The sequence below is a fragment of the Methylorubrum suomiense genome (assembly GCF_022179765.1).
Lineage (GTDB): Bacteria > Pseudomonadota > Alphaproteobacteria > Rhizobiales > Beijerinckiaceae > Methylobacterium > Methylobacterium suomiense.
The window spans coordinates 317,831-333,922 of record NZ_BPRE01000007.1; the positions used below are offsets into that span (position 1 = coordinate 317,831).

At 67.7% G+C, this 16,092-nt stretch carries 16 protein-coding genes and 1 pseudogene; 10 read left to right on the forward strand and 7 right to left on the reverse strand.

What is annotated here, in order from left to right; genetic code table 11:
* Positions 1-19: 19 nt before the first annotated feature.
* On the reverse strand, positions 20-1,111 hold the full coding sequence (gene hrcA / locus MFF26_RS13745) for a heat-inducible transcriptional repressor HrcA (protein ID WP_137829985.1): 1,092 nt from the start codon (positions 1,109-1,111) through the stop codon (positions 20-22).
* Positions 1,112-1,436: 325 nt separating this feature from the next.
* Here hrcA and MFF26_RS13750 point away from each other — a divergent pair, with 325 nt between their 5' ends.
* From MFF26_RS13750 to hemW, 4 genes are all read left to right on the forward strand, one after another.
* Positions 1,437-1,733 (forward strand): hypothetical protein, encoded by a 297-nt coding sequence (locus MFF26_RS13750; RefSeq protein WP_210236206.1) that lies wholly within the window; start codon positions 1,437-1,439, stop codon positions 1,731-1,733.
* Between the two features lie 171 nt (positions 1,734-1,904).
* Entirely contained in the window at positions 1,905-2,618 is a 714-nt protein-coding gene (gene rph, locus MFF26_RS13755; protein WP_137829940.1) for a ribonuclease PH, read from the forward strand.
* Positions 2,615-3,253 carry an RdgB/HAM1 family non-canonical purine NTP pyrophosphatase gene (rdgB, locus tag MFF26_RS13760; RefSeq protein WP_137829939.1) on the forward strand — a complete coding sequence of 213 codons (639 nt, stop codon included), beginning with the start codon at positions 2,615-2,617 and terminating at the stop codon, positions 3,251-3,253. The genes rph and rdgB overlap by 4 nt, the downstream gene beginning before the upstream one ends.
* 144 nt (positions 3,254-3,397) lie before the next feature.
* Entirely contained in the window at positions 3,398-4,576 is a 1,179-nt protein-coding gene (gene hemW / locus MFF26_RS13765; protein ID WP_137829938.1) for a radical SAM family heme chaperone HemW, read from the forward strand.
* A gap of 3 nt (positions 4,577-4,579) precedes the next feature.
* Here hemW and MFF26_RS13770 read toward each other — a convergent pair whose 3' ends face one another.
* The gene (locus MFF26_RS13770) at positions 4,580-5,785 is read right to left on the reverse strand and encodes a penicillin-binding protein activator (RefSeq protein ID WP_137829937.1); all 1,206 of its coding nucleotides are present in this window, start codon (positions 5,783-5,785) and stop codon (positions 4,580-4,582) included.
* 121 nt (positions 5,786-5,906) lie between these two features.
* Between MFF26_RS13770 and rsmI the strand changes: the two genes are divergently transcribed.
* Entirely contained in the window at positions 5,907-6,851 is a 945-nt protein-coding gene (gene rsmI, locus MFF26_RS13775; RefSeq protein ID WP_137829936.1) for a 16S rRNA (cytidine(1402)-2'-O)-methyltransferase, read from the forward strand.
* Entirely contained in the window at positions 6,832-7,224 is a 393-nt protein-coding gene (locus MFF26_RS13780) for a YraN family protein (RefSeq protein ID WP_137829935.1), read from the forward strand. Before rsmI ends, MFF26_RS13780 begins: the two co-directional genes overlap by 20 nt.
* Before the next feature lie 124 nt (positions 7,225-7,348).
* Here MFF26_RS13780 and MFF26_RS13785 read toward each other — a convergent pair whose 3' ends face one another.
* A complete protein-coding gene (locus MFF26_RS13785) occupies positions 7,349-7,738 on the reverse strand; it encodes a response regulator (RefSeq protein WP_137829934.1) in 390 nt (129 codons plus the stop codon).
* Positions 7,739-8,035: 297 nt separating this feature from the next.
* Between MFF26_RS13785 and MFF26_RS13790 the strand changes: the two genes are divergently transcribed.
* The 3 genes from MFF26_RS13790 to MFF26_RS13800 are packed head-to-tail and all read left to right on the forward strand — an operon-like array spanning position 8,036 to position 10,829.
* Positions 8,036-8,947, forward strand: coding sequence for a glycine betaine ABC transporter substrate-binding protein (locus tag MFF26_RS13790; RefSeq protein WP_137829983.1), 912 nt, complete (start codon positions 8,036-8,038; stop codon positions 8,945-8,947).
* Entirely contained in the window at positions 8,944-10,116 is a 1,173-nt protein-coding gene (locus MFF26_RS13795; protein ID WP_505744336.1) for an ABC transporter permease subunit, read from the forward strand. The genes MFF26_RS13790 and MFF26_RS13795 overlap by 4 nt, the downstream gene beginning before the upstream one ends.
* Positions 10,113-10,829, forward strand: coding sequence for an ABC transporter permease subunit (locus MFF26_RS13800; RefSeq protein ID WP_137829932.1), 717 nt, complete (start codon positions 10,113-10,115; stop codon positions 10,827-10,829). The genes MFF26_RS13795 and MFF26_RS13800 overlap by 4 nt, the downstream gene beginning before the upstream one ends.
* A 5-nt stretch (positions 10,830-10,834) precedes the next feature.
* Here the strand turns inward: MFF26_RS13800 and MFF26_RS13805 are convergent, their stop codons facing one another.
* Positions 10,835-11,956, reverse strand: coding sequence for a L,D-transpeptidase family protein (locus MFF26_RS13805; protein WP_137829931.1), 1,122 nt, complete (start codon positions 11,954-11,956; stop codon positions 10,835-10,837).
* A gap of 76 nt (positions 11,957-12,032) precedes the next feature.
* A complete protein-coding gene (locus MFF26_RS13810) occupies positions 12,033-12,932 on the reverse strand; it encodes an extensin-like domain-containing protein (RefSeq protein WP_137829930.1) in 900 nt (299 codons plus the stop codon).
* A gap of 270 nt (positions 12,933-13,202) precedes the next feature.
* Here MFF26_RS13810 and MFF26_RS13815 point away from each other — a divergent pair, with 270 nt between their 5' ends.
* Positions 13,203-15,287 (forward strand): M3 family metallopeptidase, encoded by a 2,085-nt coding sequence (locus MFF26_RS13815; protein ID WP_137829929.1) that lies wholly within the window; start codon positions 13,203-13,205, stop codon positions 15,285-15,287.
* 54 nt (positions 15,288-15,341) lie between these two features.
* Here MFF26_RS13815 and MFF26_RS13820 read toward each other — a convergent pair whose 3' ends face one another.
* Complete coding sequence (locus MFF26_RS13820; protein WP_137829928.1) at positions 15,342-15,599, reverse strand: hypothetical protein; 258 nt, start codon at positions 15,597-15,599, stop codon at positions 15,342-15,344.
* Positions 15,600-15,991: 392 nt separating this feature from the next.
* Positions 15,992-16,092: pseudogene (locus tag MFF26_RS13825) on the reverse strand (IS5/IS1182 family transposase); the annotation flags it as partial.

Below are 16,092 nucleotides of genomic sequence, written 5' to 3' on the forward strand. Positions count from 1 at the left end.
CCGGTTTCGACCGGGGGCGTCACCGTGGTCGGTCGAGCAGGCCCGAGACCACGCGGGCCGTGTAATCCACCATCGGCACGATGCGGGCGTAGTTCAGGCGGGTCGGGCCGATGACGCCGACCACGCCGACGATCTTCTGAGCGCTGTCGCGGAAGGGCGCTGCGATCATCGACGAACCGGACAGCGAGAAGAGCTTGTTCTCCGATCCGATGAAGATCCGCACGCCGTCGCCCTGCTCGGCCCGGGCCAAGAGTTCGATCACGTCCTTCTGCGTTTCGAGATCGTTGAAGAGCAGGCGGATCCGTTCGAGATCCTCGGCGGCGCGGAGATCGTCGAGGAGGTTGGCTTGGCCCCGGACGATGAGTTGGCGCGCTTCCGAGGGGCCGACCGTGGTGGCGAGGCCGGCATCGACGAGCCGCTCCGTGATGGCGTCGAGCTCGCGCTTCATCGCCTTGCGGCCGGCCTCGATATCGGCCCGCAGGGCATCGAGGGTGCGTCCGCGCAGCCGCGCATTGAGAAAGTTCGACGCCTCCTGCAGGGCGCTCGCGGGCAATCCCGGCGGCAGGTCGAGCAGGCGGTTCTCGACGGTGCCGTCGGTCGAGACCAGAACCACCAGCGCCCGGTCGGCGTCGAGGCGCACGAACTCGACGTGTTTGAGGCCGGCATCGACCTTGGTGGTCAGCACCACGCCCGCGCCGCGCGAGATGCCGGAGAGCAGGGTCGAGGCCTCGGCCAGTGCCGAGTCGAAGGTGTGGCGCGAGGCGGCGGCCTGCATCTGCGCCTCGATTCGCGCCTTCTCCTCGCGATCGACGTCGCCGATCTCCATCATGGCATCGACGAAGAAGCGCAGACCCATCTCCGTCGGCAGCCTTCCGGCCGAGGTGTGGGGCGCGAAGATCAAGCCGGAATGTTCCAGATCCGCCATCACGTTGCGGATCGAGGCCGGCGACAGGCTCATCGGCAGGATGCGGGCAAGGGTGCGCGATCCCAGCGGCTCGCCCGTGGTGACGTAGCTCTCGACGATCTGCCGGAAGATCTCCCGGGCGCGCTCGTTGAGGGCGGAGAGCGCCTGGGAAGAATGACGCGCGGTGCTGAACGGGATCTCGGACACGACCAACTCAATCTGACATGCGATTGTGGGCGTAAGGTCGCCCGCGATCAATCCTTCACGACGGGCGAGCCGCAGGGCTTCCTCCGAGGCGGTCACGCCTGGGTTCGGATTCGAGCCGACCGATCTGCGACGATCACCTCACACGGCAGAACGCTAACGATGGCTCGGGACTTCGGTTCGATCGTGATCGGTCGATCCGATCCACCATCCGTCAACGCTCCTGCAGCCTAGAGGGATCGTTCTTCCCGCGATGTCGGTTAGCGGGGGACCGTGCGCTCCGGCTCGCGGTGCCAACGAAGAAATTTCTGTGTTGTGGAGAATGCCCGTGAAGCTCGGCGCCAAATGGAAGATGATCAAGGTCGCGGCCGTCGCGATCGCCCTGTCGGGGTTCGGCCTGGCCGCCTCGCCGCATCGGGCGGAAGCGGCGCCGATCACCGTTCCGGCCGAGGCCACGGCCAGCGCCGGTGAGGCGACACAGGTCGCCTACGGCTACGGCCATCGCATGCGGCATCACCGGCATATGCACCGTCACCACATGCGCCATCATCACCGTCACATGATGCGTCGCCACATGATGCGGCACCATATGCGCCACCATCACCGCCATCATCACTGGCGCTGAGGCAGCGCGAACGGCGCGGAGCTCGCGGGTCGCGCGTGAAACACGAGGCCGCCGTCGGACCGACGGCGGCCTTTTTTTTGCGCTCGATTCGGAAGGCCGGCGGAGTTGCCGCCCGGCGCGGCAGCGCCTAAGAGCGCCGACTTCCGTTCTCGATCCTGGAGTGTCCTGCGGATGCGGCCGTCCAAGCGCGCGCCCGACGAGTTGCGTGCCGTCACGTTGGAGCGGGCCGTCGCCCGTTACGCGGAAGGCTCCTGCCTCGTCACGTTCGGCAATACCCGCGTGCTCTGCACCGCCTCACTGGAAGAGCGCGGGCCGCCGTGGCTGCGGGGATCCGGCAAGGGCTGGGTGACGGCCGAATACGCGATGCTGCCGCGGGCCACCCACGAGCGTACCCGGCGCGAAGTGAACTCGGGCAAGCCTTCGGGCCGCACCCAGGAGATCCAGCGTCTGATCGGCCGTTCGCTCCGGGCCGTCACCAATCTGCCGGCTCTGGGCGAGCGCCAGATCACGATCGACTGCGATGTGATCCAGGCCGATGGCGGCACGCGCACCGCCTCGATCACCGGAGCGTGGGTCGCCCTTCACGATTGCTTGGCCTGGATGCGAACCCGCTCGATCATCTCGGTCGATCCGCTCAAGGACCATGTCGCGGCCGTGTCCTGCGGTATCTACAAGGGCAAGCCGGTGCTCGATCTCGATTACGCCGAGGATTCGGCGGCCGAGACCGACGCGAACTTCGTCGTCACCGGCAAGGGCGGTATCGTCGAGGTTCAGGGCACCGCCGAGATGGAGCCCTTCTCGGACGAGCAGTTCCTCGAATTACTGCGGCTCGCCAAGGGCGGCGTCGCTCAGTTGGTCGAGTTGCAACGGAAGGCTATCGCGTGAGCGAACACCACCGCATCCTGTCCGGCAAGGTGGTCATCGCCACCCACAATGCCGGCAAGCTCGTCGAGATGCGCGAGCTGCTCGCGCCCTTCGGCGTCGAGGCTGTGTCCGCCGGCGAACTCGGGCTGCCCGAGCCGGACGAGACCGGCACGATGTTCGCCGAGAACGCCGCCATCAAGGCGATCGCCGCCGCGGAAGCCTCGGGTCTGCCGGCCTTCGCCGACGATTCGGGGCTTTGCGTCGATGCCCTGGACGGTGCGCCAGGCCTCTTCTCCGCCCGCTGGGCCGGCCCGAACAAGGATTTTACCGGGGCGATGGCCCGGATCGAGGCCGAATTGTCGAAGCGCGGGGCCACGGACCGCCGCGCCCATTTCATCTCGGCCCTCGTGCTCGCTTGGCCCGACGGGCATACCGAGTTGTTCGAGGGCCGCGTCTTCGGCGACCTCGTGGCGCCGCGCGGCAATCTCGGCTTCGGTTACGATCCGATGTTCCAACCCGAGGGAATGGATCGGACCTTCGGCGAGATCTCGTCCGAGGAGAAGCACGGCGTCGATTGGCAAAGCGGCGAAGCCCTGTCGCACCGGGCTCGAGCGTTCGTGACCCTGGCGGCAGCCTGCCTGCGACGGCCGGCATAGGCTTTCGCTTCCCGACCGCAGGACCTACATCGTCGAACGGGAGATCTCTCCCGAATATCGCTGCCCGGTCGCGACCTTCGTACGGGCGGGCCGCCACAGCAAGCTGTGGTCGAGATGAGGGCGGATGAACCCGCCAGAAGCCCGATGCCCGTCATGACACCGCCAGATCACCCGACCCGCGATGCGGGTTTCGGCGTCTACCTGCACTGGCCGTTCTGCGCAGCGAAGTGCCCGTATTGCGACTTCAACAGCCATGTCCGCCATGCGGGCGTCGACCAGCCACGTTTCCTTGCCGCCTTCCGGCGCGAGATCGCGCATGCGGCACAGCTCGTTCCTGGGCGCACCGTCACCAGCATCTTCCTCGGCGGTGGCACGCCTTCGCTGATGGCGCCGGAGACGGTCGCGGGCCTGCTCGATGCGGTCGCTGGCGCATGGACGATCGCCGCCGATGCCGAGGTGACGCTCGAGGCCAACCCGACCAGCGTCGAGGCGAGCCGCTTTCGCGGCTATCGCGCGGCGGGCGTGAACCGGGTGTCGCTCGGCGTCCAGGCCCTGAACGACGGCGATCTCAAGCGCCTTGGCCGGCTGCATTCGGTCGAGGAAGCCCTCGCCGCCGTGCGCGTCGCGGCCGAACATTTCGAACGCTTTTCGTTCGACCTGATCTATGCCCGGCCCGACCAGACGCCGGAGGCTTGGCGTAGCGAATTGCGCGAGGCGATCGCCCATGCGGCCGAACACCTCTCGCTCTATCAGCTCACCATCGAGCCGGGCACGCCGTTCTTCGGATTGGCCCGCACCGGCCGGCTCGTCACGCCGGACGATGACCTGTCGCGGGCGCTCTACGACGTCACGCAGGATATCTGCTCGGCCCACGGCTTGCCGGCCTACGAGATTTCGAACCACGCCCGCCCCGGCGCGGAATCTCGTCACAACCAGCTCTACTGGCGTTACGGCGAGTATGCCGGCATCGGCCCCGGTGCCCATGGGCGGCTCGTCCTGCCGGAGGGCCGGACCGGCACGCTCACCGAGAGGGCGCCCGAAGCCTGGCTCGCCCGCGTCGAGGGTGAGGGCCACGGCATCGTCGAGACCGAGGCCCTGTCGGCGGAGGATCAGGGCGACGAGTTCCTGATGATGGGTCTGCGGCTTGCCGAGGGCATCGACCCCGCCCGCTACGCCGCCCTCAAGGGCCGCCCGCTCGATACGGGACGTCTCGCCGCGCTGACGGCCGATGGGCTGGTCGCCCGCCGCGACGACGGACGCATCGGCGTCACGCCACGGGGCGCCCCGGTGCTGAACGCCGTGGTGGCGGAATTGGCGGCGTAAGGTTCAGATCCCCGAGGGACCCAGGACTTTCGGCGCCGGGCTCACCACGGCGGCCGCGTTGTTTCGGATTTCGTAGACCGCCAGCGTCCGTTCGCTGAGGCCGTCCGGGCGGAAGCGGAACGTCCCTTCGAGGCCGGAGAAGCCGGCCGGGCTCGTCAGCGTCGCGTCGGCGAAGCGTTGCGTCCCGTATTGGCGGATCAGCGCCGCCGTGAGCGAGACGGCATCGTAGCCGAGCGAGGCGGCCCGCGGCGGAGACGCACCGTAGCGGGCTTGATAGCGCTGGGCGAAGCCAGAGAAGCCCGCCGTGTCGGGGGCGGCGAACCAGCCCCCCTGGAAGGCCGGCTGCGACAGCACCCGAGGGTCGTTCCACAGGGCGAGGCCCATCGGGCGGACCCGTGTGGGCGAGAAGCCGATCTTGGTCAGGGCCGGCGCGACCGCCAAGAGTCCGTCGGGCGTGTCGGGCACGAACAACGCGTCGGCGGGGGCCGCCGAACCCACCATCACCGTGCGAAGGCGCTCGACGGCCGGGCCAGGGGCGCCGGTCGGGTAGCGCTCGATGGCGACGAGGCGGGCGCCGCGACGCGCTACGGCCTCGCGGAACTGCGCTTCGACGGCATTGCCGTAGGTGGATTCGGGGATCAGGGCCGCGAAGGAGCGTCGCCCGGCCGCCGTCGCCTCCTCGACGATGCGGTCGACTTCCGATTGCGGCAGGAAGCTGATGAGGTAGACGCCGCGCGCCGCGACGCCGGCATCGGTCGAGAAGGCGACGACCGGCTTCCCGGCGCCCCGCGCCACGGCGCCCGCGGATTGGACATTGGCGGCGAAGAGCGGCCCGAGGACGATCTCGGCCCCGTCGGCGAGGGCCGATTGCGCCGCTTCGCGGGCGCCGTCGGGCGTGCCGCGGTCATCCTTCACCAGGATCTGCAGATCCGGCTTCTGGAAGTCGTCGTAGGCGAGTTCCGCGGCGTTGCGCAGAGCCGCTCCCACCGCTGCGCCCTGGCCGGTCAACGGCACGATCAGCGCGACCTTGATCGATCCGGTCCCGATGCGCTGACCTTGATTGGTTGGGGGCGGGGCGTCGGCGTTGAGTGCGGGAGTCGGACGCGACGACGGCGCGAGGACGTCGGATCCGCCGGCGCAGGCCGAGAGGCCGAGCGTGACGAGCGCCACGCCGTACAATCCCGTTCGCCACCCGCCGATCCGCGTCATTGCCGACCCTCCCGATGCCCGCAACTGTCGGTCACGATGCGGAGAGCCCTTCGAAAAGTAAATGTGAGGCCGGCCTTCTCCACGGTCCGCAAACACGCTGCGGCGTGCCATTGTCGCGCCGATGACACAGCGCAGCGACTCGGAAGCCCGCCGGGACCGGCCGGCCACCTTCACCGCCTTCGGCCTCGCCGCGGAGGCGGAGCGACCGGCGCCCGGCCTCTACGTCGTCGCGACACCCATCGGAAATCTGCGCGACGTTTCGTTCCGCGCGCTGGCGACGCTCGCCGCCGCCGACGCGGTGCTGGCCGAAGACACCCGCGTCACCCGCACGCTGCTGATGCATTACGGGATCACCACACCGCTCCTGTCCTATCACGAGCACTCGAACGAGGCGGTGCGCGAGCGGATGGTGCTGCGGCTTCGGGCCGGTGAGACCTTGGCTTTGGTCTCGGATGCGGGAACGCCCCTCGTCTCGGATCCGGGCTTCAAGCTGGTGCAGGCCGCGATCGCCGCGGGCGTTCCCGTGACACCGATCCCCGGTCCGTCGGCGGTCATGACCGCCATCGTCGCCGCCGGCCTGCCGACCGACCGCTTCTTCTTCGAAGGGTTCCTGCCGCAGAAATCCGGGGCGCGCCGCAACCGTCTGGAGGCATTGTCGCCGATCCCCGGCACCCTGGTGGTGTTCGAATCCCCCCATCGCCTTCCGGAAATGCTGGCGGATGCCGCCGACGTGCTCGGCCCGGACCGCCAGGCGGCCGTCGCCCGCGAATTGACGAAGCTCTACGAGACCATCCGCCGCGACAGCCTGGGGGGCCTCGCCCGCGCCTTCGCCGAGGAAGGACCGCCCAAGGGTGAGGTCGTGGTCGTGATCGGCGCCGAACCCGAGGACGCCAAGGCCCGCGAGGTCGATACCGGCCTCGACGCGCGAATCGAGGCAGCCCTCGCCCGTCACTCGATCAAGGACGCCGCTGCCCTGGTCGCGGACGAGACCGGACAGCCCAAGCGGATCGTCTATGCCCGCGCCCTGGCCCTGGCCCGACGCAGCAATGACGAAGCTTCGTCCTGACACGATCCGCGATCGGCGCCGCGCCACCCATCGCCATGGCCTCTTCGCCGAGACATGGGCGCTCGTTGCCCTGATGGCGAAGGGCTACCGGCCGCTGGCCCGGCGCTACGCCGCAGCGGGCGGCGAGATCGACCTGATCGTCCGTCGCGGGCGGGTCATCGCCTTCGTCGAGGTGAAGGCTCGGCCCAGCTTCGAGATGGCGGCAATCGCCATCGATGCCCGCAAACGGGCGCGGATGTCGCGGGCGGCGCGTGCTTGGCTTGCCCGCCATCCGATCGGACCGGATGAGACCCTGCGTGCCGACGCCGTGTTCGTGATGCCTCGGACATGGCCTCGACACCTGCCCAACGTCTTCGAACTCGAAGGATTGTGAGTGCGTGAATGCCCGTGACGGTGTCGGATCGACGGATCAGCTGCATCCATCGATGAGTGGGTCACGATTGACCGCGACTCTGTCCCGAAGTCGCTGATGACTTTCGGGAAAAATATGGCCGCCGTCAGCCCTGAGCGCTGACGATCGCGGCGATCAAGGTGCGCTTGAGATCCGCTTGGCTGAACGGCTTCTGCACCACCGGACGATCACGGAACGGCTCGCGGATCCCCGCGCCGCCATAGCCCGTCGAGAACACGATCGGCAGGTTCCGCTCGGCGATGGCCTCGGCAACCGGATAGATCGGCTCGCCCGCCACGTTCACATCGAGAATGGCGACCGTGTAGTCTTCCGCACGCGCCATCTCGAGGGCAGTCGCGAGGCGCGCGGCCGGCCCGACGATCTCACAGCCGAAATCGAGGAGCATGTCCTCGAGCAGCATCGAGATGGCGGCCTCGTCCTCCACGACAAGCACGCGGGCGCCCGCCAGACGATCCTCGTTCGAATCCACAGTCACGCCGGGTCGTCTTCCTTCAGATCCGTTATCGTCGCGGCACGGCCTCGGCCGGTCCGGTCGCATCCCGGATTGTTACCGAGGTGACTTCGCCCGCTGACGGACCCGGCCCCCTCCGGATCCTGCCCCGGTCCTGGGAGGGGTCGCTTGGAAAGCCAGGCGTGTCAAGCACCGCGACGGGCCCGGTATGCTATCGTGACCGCCGCAATGTTATTCAGAGATACATTTCGTCCGACCTGTTGCTCACGGGTCGGCACGGGGGCGCGAATTCCGTCCCGACCTGGCTTCACCCGGCGAGGGCTGGCCCGCCTTGCCGGATCGGCCGCCGCCGCTGGATTCCTGCCTCGCGGCGCGTCCGGAGCGACCTCGAAATCGCTGGTCGTCGGTTCGAAGAGCGACACCGAGGGCACTCTGCTCGGCAACGTGATCGCCACGATTCTGGAAGGACTTGGCTTCCGGGTCGAGAGACGCCTCGGGCTCGGGCCGACGTTGATCGTACGATCTGCCCTGATCGGCGGCGAGCTCGATCTCTATCCGGAATATACCGGCAACGTCGCGTTCTTCGCCGGCACGGAAACCGATCCGGGTTGGAAGGACGGTGAGACTGCCTATGAGATGGCGCGGCGGCTGGATGCGGCGGAGGGCCTCAGCTGGCTCGCCCGAGCTCGTGCCGACAACACGTGGTGCATTGCCGTCAACGGCGCGCTCGCCCGATCGGAAGGCCTTGCAACCATGACGGATTTCGCGCGCGCCGTGCGGGCCGATCGCATCCGGCTCGCTGCTTCGACGGAATTCGTCGAAAGTCCCGCCGCGCTTCCGGCCTTCGAGGCGGCCTATGATTTTCACCTGCCGATCACCCGCATCGTCAGCCTGCCCGGAGGCGATACGGCCGTCACCGCTCGGGCGGCAGCCGAGGGGATCAGCGGAATCAATGCCGGAATGGTCTACGGCACCGACGGAGCGATCTCCGCCCTCGACCTCACCGTGATGAGTGACCCTCAGCGTGCGCAGATCGTATACGAGCCGGCACCGGTGATCCGCGCGCGCGTCCTCGAAGCGTATCCTGAGATCCGTGCAGCCCTCGACCCGGTCTTCGAAGCGCTCGATGCCGCGACCTTGCGCCGCCTCAACGGGGCGATCACGGTGGAGGGACGTCAGGCCGAAGCGGTCGCCGCCGCATGGCTCGCCGAGCGCATGAGCGCCCGCAGATGATCATTGCTGCCGAATCGTGGGGGCGGCCCTTTTTCAAAAACTCATTTTCCGTCGCGGCGGCGTTCGCCCTGCCGTTCATCCTCTGGCGAATGCCTCTGCTTCATCTCGCCCCGAACCGACTCGTCAGCGGCGAAGCCATTTCCTCCACGACGGCATTGGGCGCGGCGCTTTGGCCGTTGCTCATCCTCGTGGCCCTCGGTCCGTGTCTGGCGCTGACAGGCCGGGGGCGCATTGCCGGCTTTCTCGCCCTCGTCACCTGCGCGGGAGCTTTCGCCCTCCTGCTAGCGGCACTCGGGAGCGGGGCGCACGACCTGCTGGCCGGTCAGCCGGCGGCGGCACGGGCTCGCCTGGCCGCAGGCGCGTGGCTCACCGGGTTCGGCCTGTGCTTCGGAATGCTGCAAGGTGCTCGCGCGATCCGTATCCCGGCGCCCGGTTGGCTGGTCGCCGCCTGTATCGCACTCGTCGTCGTGTCCCTCGGTGCATCCGGCCTCCTGGATGCCCTTTCCCTCACGGTGGAACTCAGAGGAAGGCGGGATGGCCTGATCCAGGCGATCCTCGATTATCTCGCATTGACGGGGGGCGCGTTGGTCTTGGCCTCTCTCGTTGTCGCGGCGCTCGGTTCCTGGCGGCGCGGACGCGCGGTCGTCGATCTGCTCGTAAGCGGACTTCAAGTTGTTCCGGCCGTCGCGCTGCTCGGTGGTCTCGTCGCCGCAGCATCGGCGCTGCTGGCCATGCTGCCGGCTCTTCGCGGGCTGGGCCTGTCCGCTCTTGGGTCCGGTCCAGCCCTCATCGGCATCGCTGCCTATCTTCTTCTGCCGCTCTGGCGGGGATTGCAGAGTGCCTTGCGAGCGCCCGATCCCGCGATGCTCGACGCCGCCCGCGCCATCGGCCTGACACCCCGCCAGATCTTCGTCGATCTGCGTTTGCCGCTCGGTGCCCCCATCCTGATCGGCGGTCTGCGCGTGGCGGCGGTGCAGGCCTTGGGTCTCGCGACACTGGCACCCCTGGTCGGAGCAGGCGGGCTCGGTCGGCTCGTCTTCGACGGCATGGCCCAGTTCGCCCCCGATCTCATCGTGCTCGGCGCCGTCCCCGTCGTGGGGCTCTCGCTCGCCACCGAATCCGGTCTGAGCACCGTCGAGGCGGCTTTGCGCCGACGCTGGTCGTCATGATCGCGGTATTCCGACCGGCGCTCGCGCCGCTGCTTCTGGGCCTCGCTCTCGCAGCGGCGAGCCATCCCGCCTTCGCCCGCCTGCTCACGGGCGGTGGAGCACGCCCGCTGGCGGCGGAACGCCTCCTCGATCTCGCTTTGAACCACCTGTTGCTGGCCGGCACCGGCTTCCTCGTCGTCGCCCTGCTCGGCCTCGGTCTCGGTATCGCCGCCACCCGTCCGGCTTTCGCCTCCCTGCGACCGGCCATCGACACGCTCGCGGCCTTCGCTCAGGCCGTCCCGCCGGTCGTAGTGGTGGCACTGGCGCTCCCGATCCTCGGCTTCGGCGGCCCCCCGACACTCTTGGCGCTGCTGGCCTACGGCATCATGCCGGTCTTGCGCGGGATCGTCGGCGCGATCGAAACCGTCCCGGCCGAGGCCCGGTCGGCGGCCGAGGCCATCGGCTTCAAGGAGATCCAGATTCTCCTCGGAGTCGAACTGCCGCTGGCTGTCCACGGCATCTTCGAGACGCTGAGGACCGCCTTCATCCTGTCCGTCTCCGTCGCGGCGGTGGGAGCCCTTGCCGGCGCCCCGACCCTCGGCACGCCCATCGTCGCCGGTCTTCAAAACCAGAATCTCGCCGCGATGCTTCAAGGCACGCTGGCGACGGCCGCCCTCGCCTTCCTCGGTGACGGCCTGCTGCAGGCCGTCGCCGGTCGGATCGAGCGACGCTGATCGACCTATCGATCGAGGAATTCGACCTTCGCCCCCTTCACGGTCCGGCTGGCGAGGTCGCGGGCATCCCAATTCGTCAGCCGAATGCAGCCATGCGATTCCGTTTTGCCGATTTTCTCCGGCTCCGGCGTGCCATGGATGCCGTAGGATTCGATCGAGAGATCGATCCAAACGAGACCGACAGGATTGTTCGGGCCTGGATGGATCGAGAACTTTCGGTTCGTCTTGACGCCCTTGAAGCGATATTTCGGATTGTAGGTGTACCATGGGTCGAAGGCGACGGCCTTCACCTTGGCGGTGCCGTCCGGCGCGGGTTTCTCGGAGCTGCCGATCGAAGCAGGGTAATCGGCCGTGAGGGTGCCATCCTCACCGAATGCCCGAACCCGCTTCGTCTCCTTATCGACCTCGATGCGTGACACCTTGGGCGCCAACGGTACGCCCTCGACCTTGCCCGAACCGGTGGGCGGCACGGCCGCGACGATCAAGGTACCGCCGGCTTTGTCCAGAGGAACGCCCGGATTGAGCGCCGAGAGCAGATCCCGCTGCATATGGAAGCGTTCGGCTAGCATCTCGCGGGTGTTGGTGTAGTGCATCGGACCGATATCGGCCTGCTCCTCCATTTTCGCCGGCATCTTCTCGACGAAGGGCCCGTTCACATCGGCGTCCGTGATCGCGTAATCGGTAACGACCGGGTCCTGGCTCGTGGCCTGGAGCCGATCGAACACGGCACGGGTCACCTTGCCTTCGGCGGGGAGCCCTTGGGCGGAGGCGTAGGCCTTGAGTGCGCCGCGCAGATTCTCGCCGTCGCGTCCATCGATGGCACCGGGGGAGAAGCGGGCACGGTCGAGCAGCACCTGCACCTTCACCAGCAAAGGATCCGGACGTTTCGTGTCCGGCTCGGCTTTCATGTTCGAACGGTCGGACTTGCCCTTTGTCCGCCCTTTCGGGGCACCGTCCTTGGTCGCGTCTTCCGGTTCGCGGAACGTGGCGTTGTTGATCGAATCCTTGGTCAACGCGGGCGCTTCGGAGCTGGATTCAGCCGTTGCCGGAGCAGCGAAGCTCACGCCGGATAGGGTGAATCCGAAGACGAGCGCCGCGGGGACGCTCCGCATCCATGTCCACGCCATCGCCCGTCCGCTCTCCCATTGCCAATGGCAGAGGAAATGACGGGAAAGCGCTGCCGTTCCCGCGGCGAAGCGACCGCTATTGGCAGAGGCGATGGCCGGCGTTGCGCTCGCGCTCGTCGAGGTGGAGGTGGTTGCCGTGGGCGGAATCGCTCCCTGGTCCGAGCACCGTGCGGAAGAACTCGCACGCGCTGGCGCGCACCGTCGCGAGGAAAGTGGCCTCCGGACTCCCCTCCGCCGCGGCCGTCACTTTGATCGCCGGGCGTTTGGCGAAACCGTACCCCATCACGTCGATGGCGTTGGCGAAGCTGTGCTCGCTCAGCTTGGCGTCGCTGTCATGGTTCTGGCCACGGCAGACATAGGTTCCGCCCAGAGACAGGCTCGCGAGCCGATCGTCGAATTCCTTGCGCGCGGACGCTTGTACCTCCGTCGTCCAACGGGCCAACGCTTCCGCCGCCCGGCAGGTCAGGATCGCGGCCGGTTCCAGCGCCACGCCGTCGGCCAGGGCCGTCACGTTGAGCGGCCGCGGAGCGCTGCACTGGCCGTTGCCGAGCGGCGCCACGGATTCGAACCGCGCCCCGAGCCGCTCCAGCCGGCGCAGGCAGGCGGCATCGTCGGGCGCCGCGACCTTCAACGCCAGAGCCGCCTCGCCCGACAGTTCCGGCGGTCGCACGGGCGGCAGCGGCGCTTCGGGTAAAGCGGTGGGATTGGCCGTGTCAGGGCCCTGCCCCCTCGGAGTATCGCTGCCGGTCTTTCCCTCGGGAGGTTTCACGGCTTCCTTGCCGGTGACGAGCTCCGGCGGCCGCTCCGGCGGGAGAGGTGTGACCTGGGGCTCCGGGGGAACGAGATCGTTCGGGCGCTGGGGCGGCTCCGGCGGCGGAAGCGGGACGGTTGCGACCGGCGGCTTTACCGGGTCGGCCAGAGCCGAACCGAGACAAGGGGTCAGACTCAGTAGGCAGGCGACGATGACAGGCTTCATGCCTCGGACCTTCCCGAACGCTTCCGCGACGGATGGCGGACCGGCCTCGTGATCCTATCCCGACGACGTCTCGGCTAGGACGCTGCGGCCACGCCCTTCGGCAATCGTGCGGCGAAGGGTAACGCGCCCTCGTCCGGACGCCCTTTTGCCTGTGTCCGATCGGGGGCCTATCCTGGCGAAGGTTCCGACGCCCACGACGCTCTGCGTGATCGAGTGGCGTTCGGTCGATCGAAAGGCGTTCCGGCGCCGATATCGAAGGGTTTTTCCTGCATGACCGTCGACACTGCCCCCGACTTGAACGCCGCCTCCGCCGCGACGGAGGCGAATCCGTTCGCCGCGGGGGACTGGGCGACGCCGTTCGGCCTGCCGCCATTCGAGTCGATCCGACCCGAGCATTATGTGCCGGCCTTCGCCGAGGCTCTGAAGGCGCACGAGGCCGAGATCGCGCAGATCGCCGGAAACGCGGAAGCGCCGGACTTCGAGAACACGGTCGCAGCCTTGGAACGCGCCGGCCAAGCGCTGGATCGGGTGGCGAGCGTGTTCTTCAACCTCACCGGCAGCACCACGAGCCCGGAGTTGCAGGCGATCGAGCGGGCGGTAGCGCCGCAGCTTGCCCGGCATTCGAGCGCGATCACCTTGAACCCGCAGCTTTGGGCTCGCCTCTCGGCGATCGATCCGGAGGCCGAGGGCCTCAATGCCGAACAGCAACGCGTCCTCGACCGTACGCTCACCCGCTTCCGCCGCGCCGGTGCTGATCTCGCGCCCGAGGCCAAGACCCGCATCGCCGAGATCGCGACCCGGCTCGCCGAACTTGGCACCCAGTTCGGGCAGAACCTACTCGCCGACGAGAACGGCTTCATCCTGCCGCTCGACGGTGAGGAGGATCTGGCCGGTCTGCCGCCCTTCCTGCGCGATGCCACCGCGGCGGCGGCGGAACGGGGCGGGACGCACAGCCACGTCGTCACGCTCTCGCGCTCGCTGATCGAGCCGTTCCTCGTCTTCTCCACTCGTCGCGATCTTCGGGCGCGCGCCTACGAAGCCTGGACCCGCCGCGGGGAGAACGGGGGCGAGACCGACAATCGCCGTCTCATCGCCGAGATCGTCGCCCTTCGGGCCGAGCGCGCACGTCTGCTTGGTTACGACAGCTTCGCCCATTTCCGTCTGGACGACACGATGGCGGCTTCGCCCGACGCCGCCATGGCGTTGCTTCGCGACGTCTGGGCGCCGGCGCTCCGCCGGGCGGCCGAGGAACGCGAGCGCTTGCAGGCGCTGGTACGGGCGGAGGGGCAGGATTTCGCCCTCGAAGCCCATGATTGGCGGCACTATGCCGAGAAGCTGCGCCGGGCCGAGCACGACCTCGACGAAGCCGAGATCAAGCCGTACCTGCCGCTGGAGGGTGTGATCCAGGCGGCCTTCGACACCGCCTCACGGCTGTTCGGGCTGCGTTTTGAGGAAGTCGCTGACGTCCCGCGCTACCATCCGGACGTGCGGGCCTGGCAAGTCCAGGATGCGGATGGCGCCGAGATCGGGTTGTTTCTCGGTGACTACTTCGCCCGCTCGTCCAAGCGGTCGGGAGCCTGGATGAGCGCCTTCCGTTCGCAGGAGCGTTTGAACGGCGACATCAAGCCGATCATCGTCAACGTGATGAACTTCGCGCGCGCACCGCGGGGTGAGCCGACGCTGCTTTCCTTCGACGACGCCCGTACCCTCTTCCACGAATTCGGCCATGGGCTGCATGGCCTGTTATCCGACGTCACCTACCCGCTCTTGTCCGGCACGGCAGTCTCCCGCGACTTCGTCGAGCTGCCCTCGCAGCTCTACGAGCATTGGCTGGAGCAGCCGGAAGTGCTGCGCCAGCATGCGCGCCATTATCGGACCGGCGAGCCGATGCCGGAGGCGTTGCTGAAGCGTTTGCTCGCAGCACGCACCTTCAACCAGGGTTTCGCGACGGTCGAGTACACGGCCTCGGCCATCGTCGACATGACACTGCACCTGTCGGCGGCCGGCGAGGACGGGCTCGATGTGCCGGCGTTCGAGGCGGACGCGCTCAAGCGCATCGCCATGCCGACCGAGATCGCCATGCGCCATCGCTCGCCGCATTTCGCGCATATCTTCTCCGGCGACGGCTATGCGGCCGGCTATTACAGTTACCTCTGGTCGGAGGTACTCGATGCCGACGCCTTCGATGCGTTCCGCGAAGCCGGCGACATCTTCCACCCCGAAACGGCGCAACGCCTGCGCCGCTTCGTCTACGGCGCGGGAAACCTGCGCGATGCGCGCGAAGCCTACACCGCTTTTCGCGGTCGTCTGCCGAGCATCGAACCCCTGCTGAAGAAGCGGGGATTGGCCGCTTGAGGCGCGAGTTGGAAAAAGGGCGCCGGCGACCGGAATCAGCGTTCCGGTAAAGGGTCAGGCGGCGTCTCGGACGCCGCTGCGCATCGCCAGATCGATCGGCCCTTCGATGATCGGCAGCGGCTTAGCCTGCCGGTTGGTCTTTTGCTCGTAATGCGCCCGCAGGAGCTTGGTGCGGTCGAGAAGATGAGCCTCGATGCGCCCGTTCATCCGATCGACGATGCGGGTCGTCGCGTCGAGGACGGTGGTCAGCGCGCCGACGGTTGCGCGCATCATCGTGGCGGCAACGCCGCCGATCCTTCGAAAAATGCTCATGGTCATCCGCTGGAGATCGGGTGCTGACCAGAAGATAGGGCGCGCTGTCGAACGGCAGCCGCGGCTGAACGTGGCATCGCACCGTTGGAACTGACGGAACGCCGCAAACTTGTCTTCGTTTTCTGTGAGTGCCGGGGGTCTATGGCTGAGCCCTGTGCTGCCGAAATCTTCGGCGAGCGCATCGTGGTCTGATCATCTGTGCCTTCTGGATTGGCACAAAAGACGATCGCCGCTCTGCCACAGTCGCGTGCCGATACACACAAGCCGATTGCGCAACAACGACGGTGCAGCGCGAAGTTTGTGATGTTTCCGCGGGTTCATGCCGCCGGACGAGACCATTCGTCCGGCGGCACATTGGTCTTCAGCGGATGTCGTCGATGGCCTAGAGGCTGTTATGGACCGCAAGCGAGTAGGGCAGCCTTCCTGAGCATGAGGCAGACAAAGGCGACGAGGTGCAGGTCTGCCAATGTGCTTGCATATCGCTCGTAGTCCT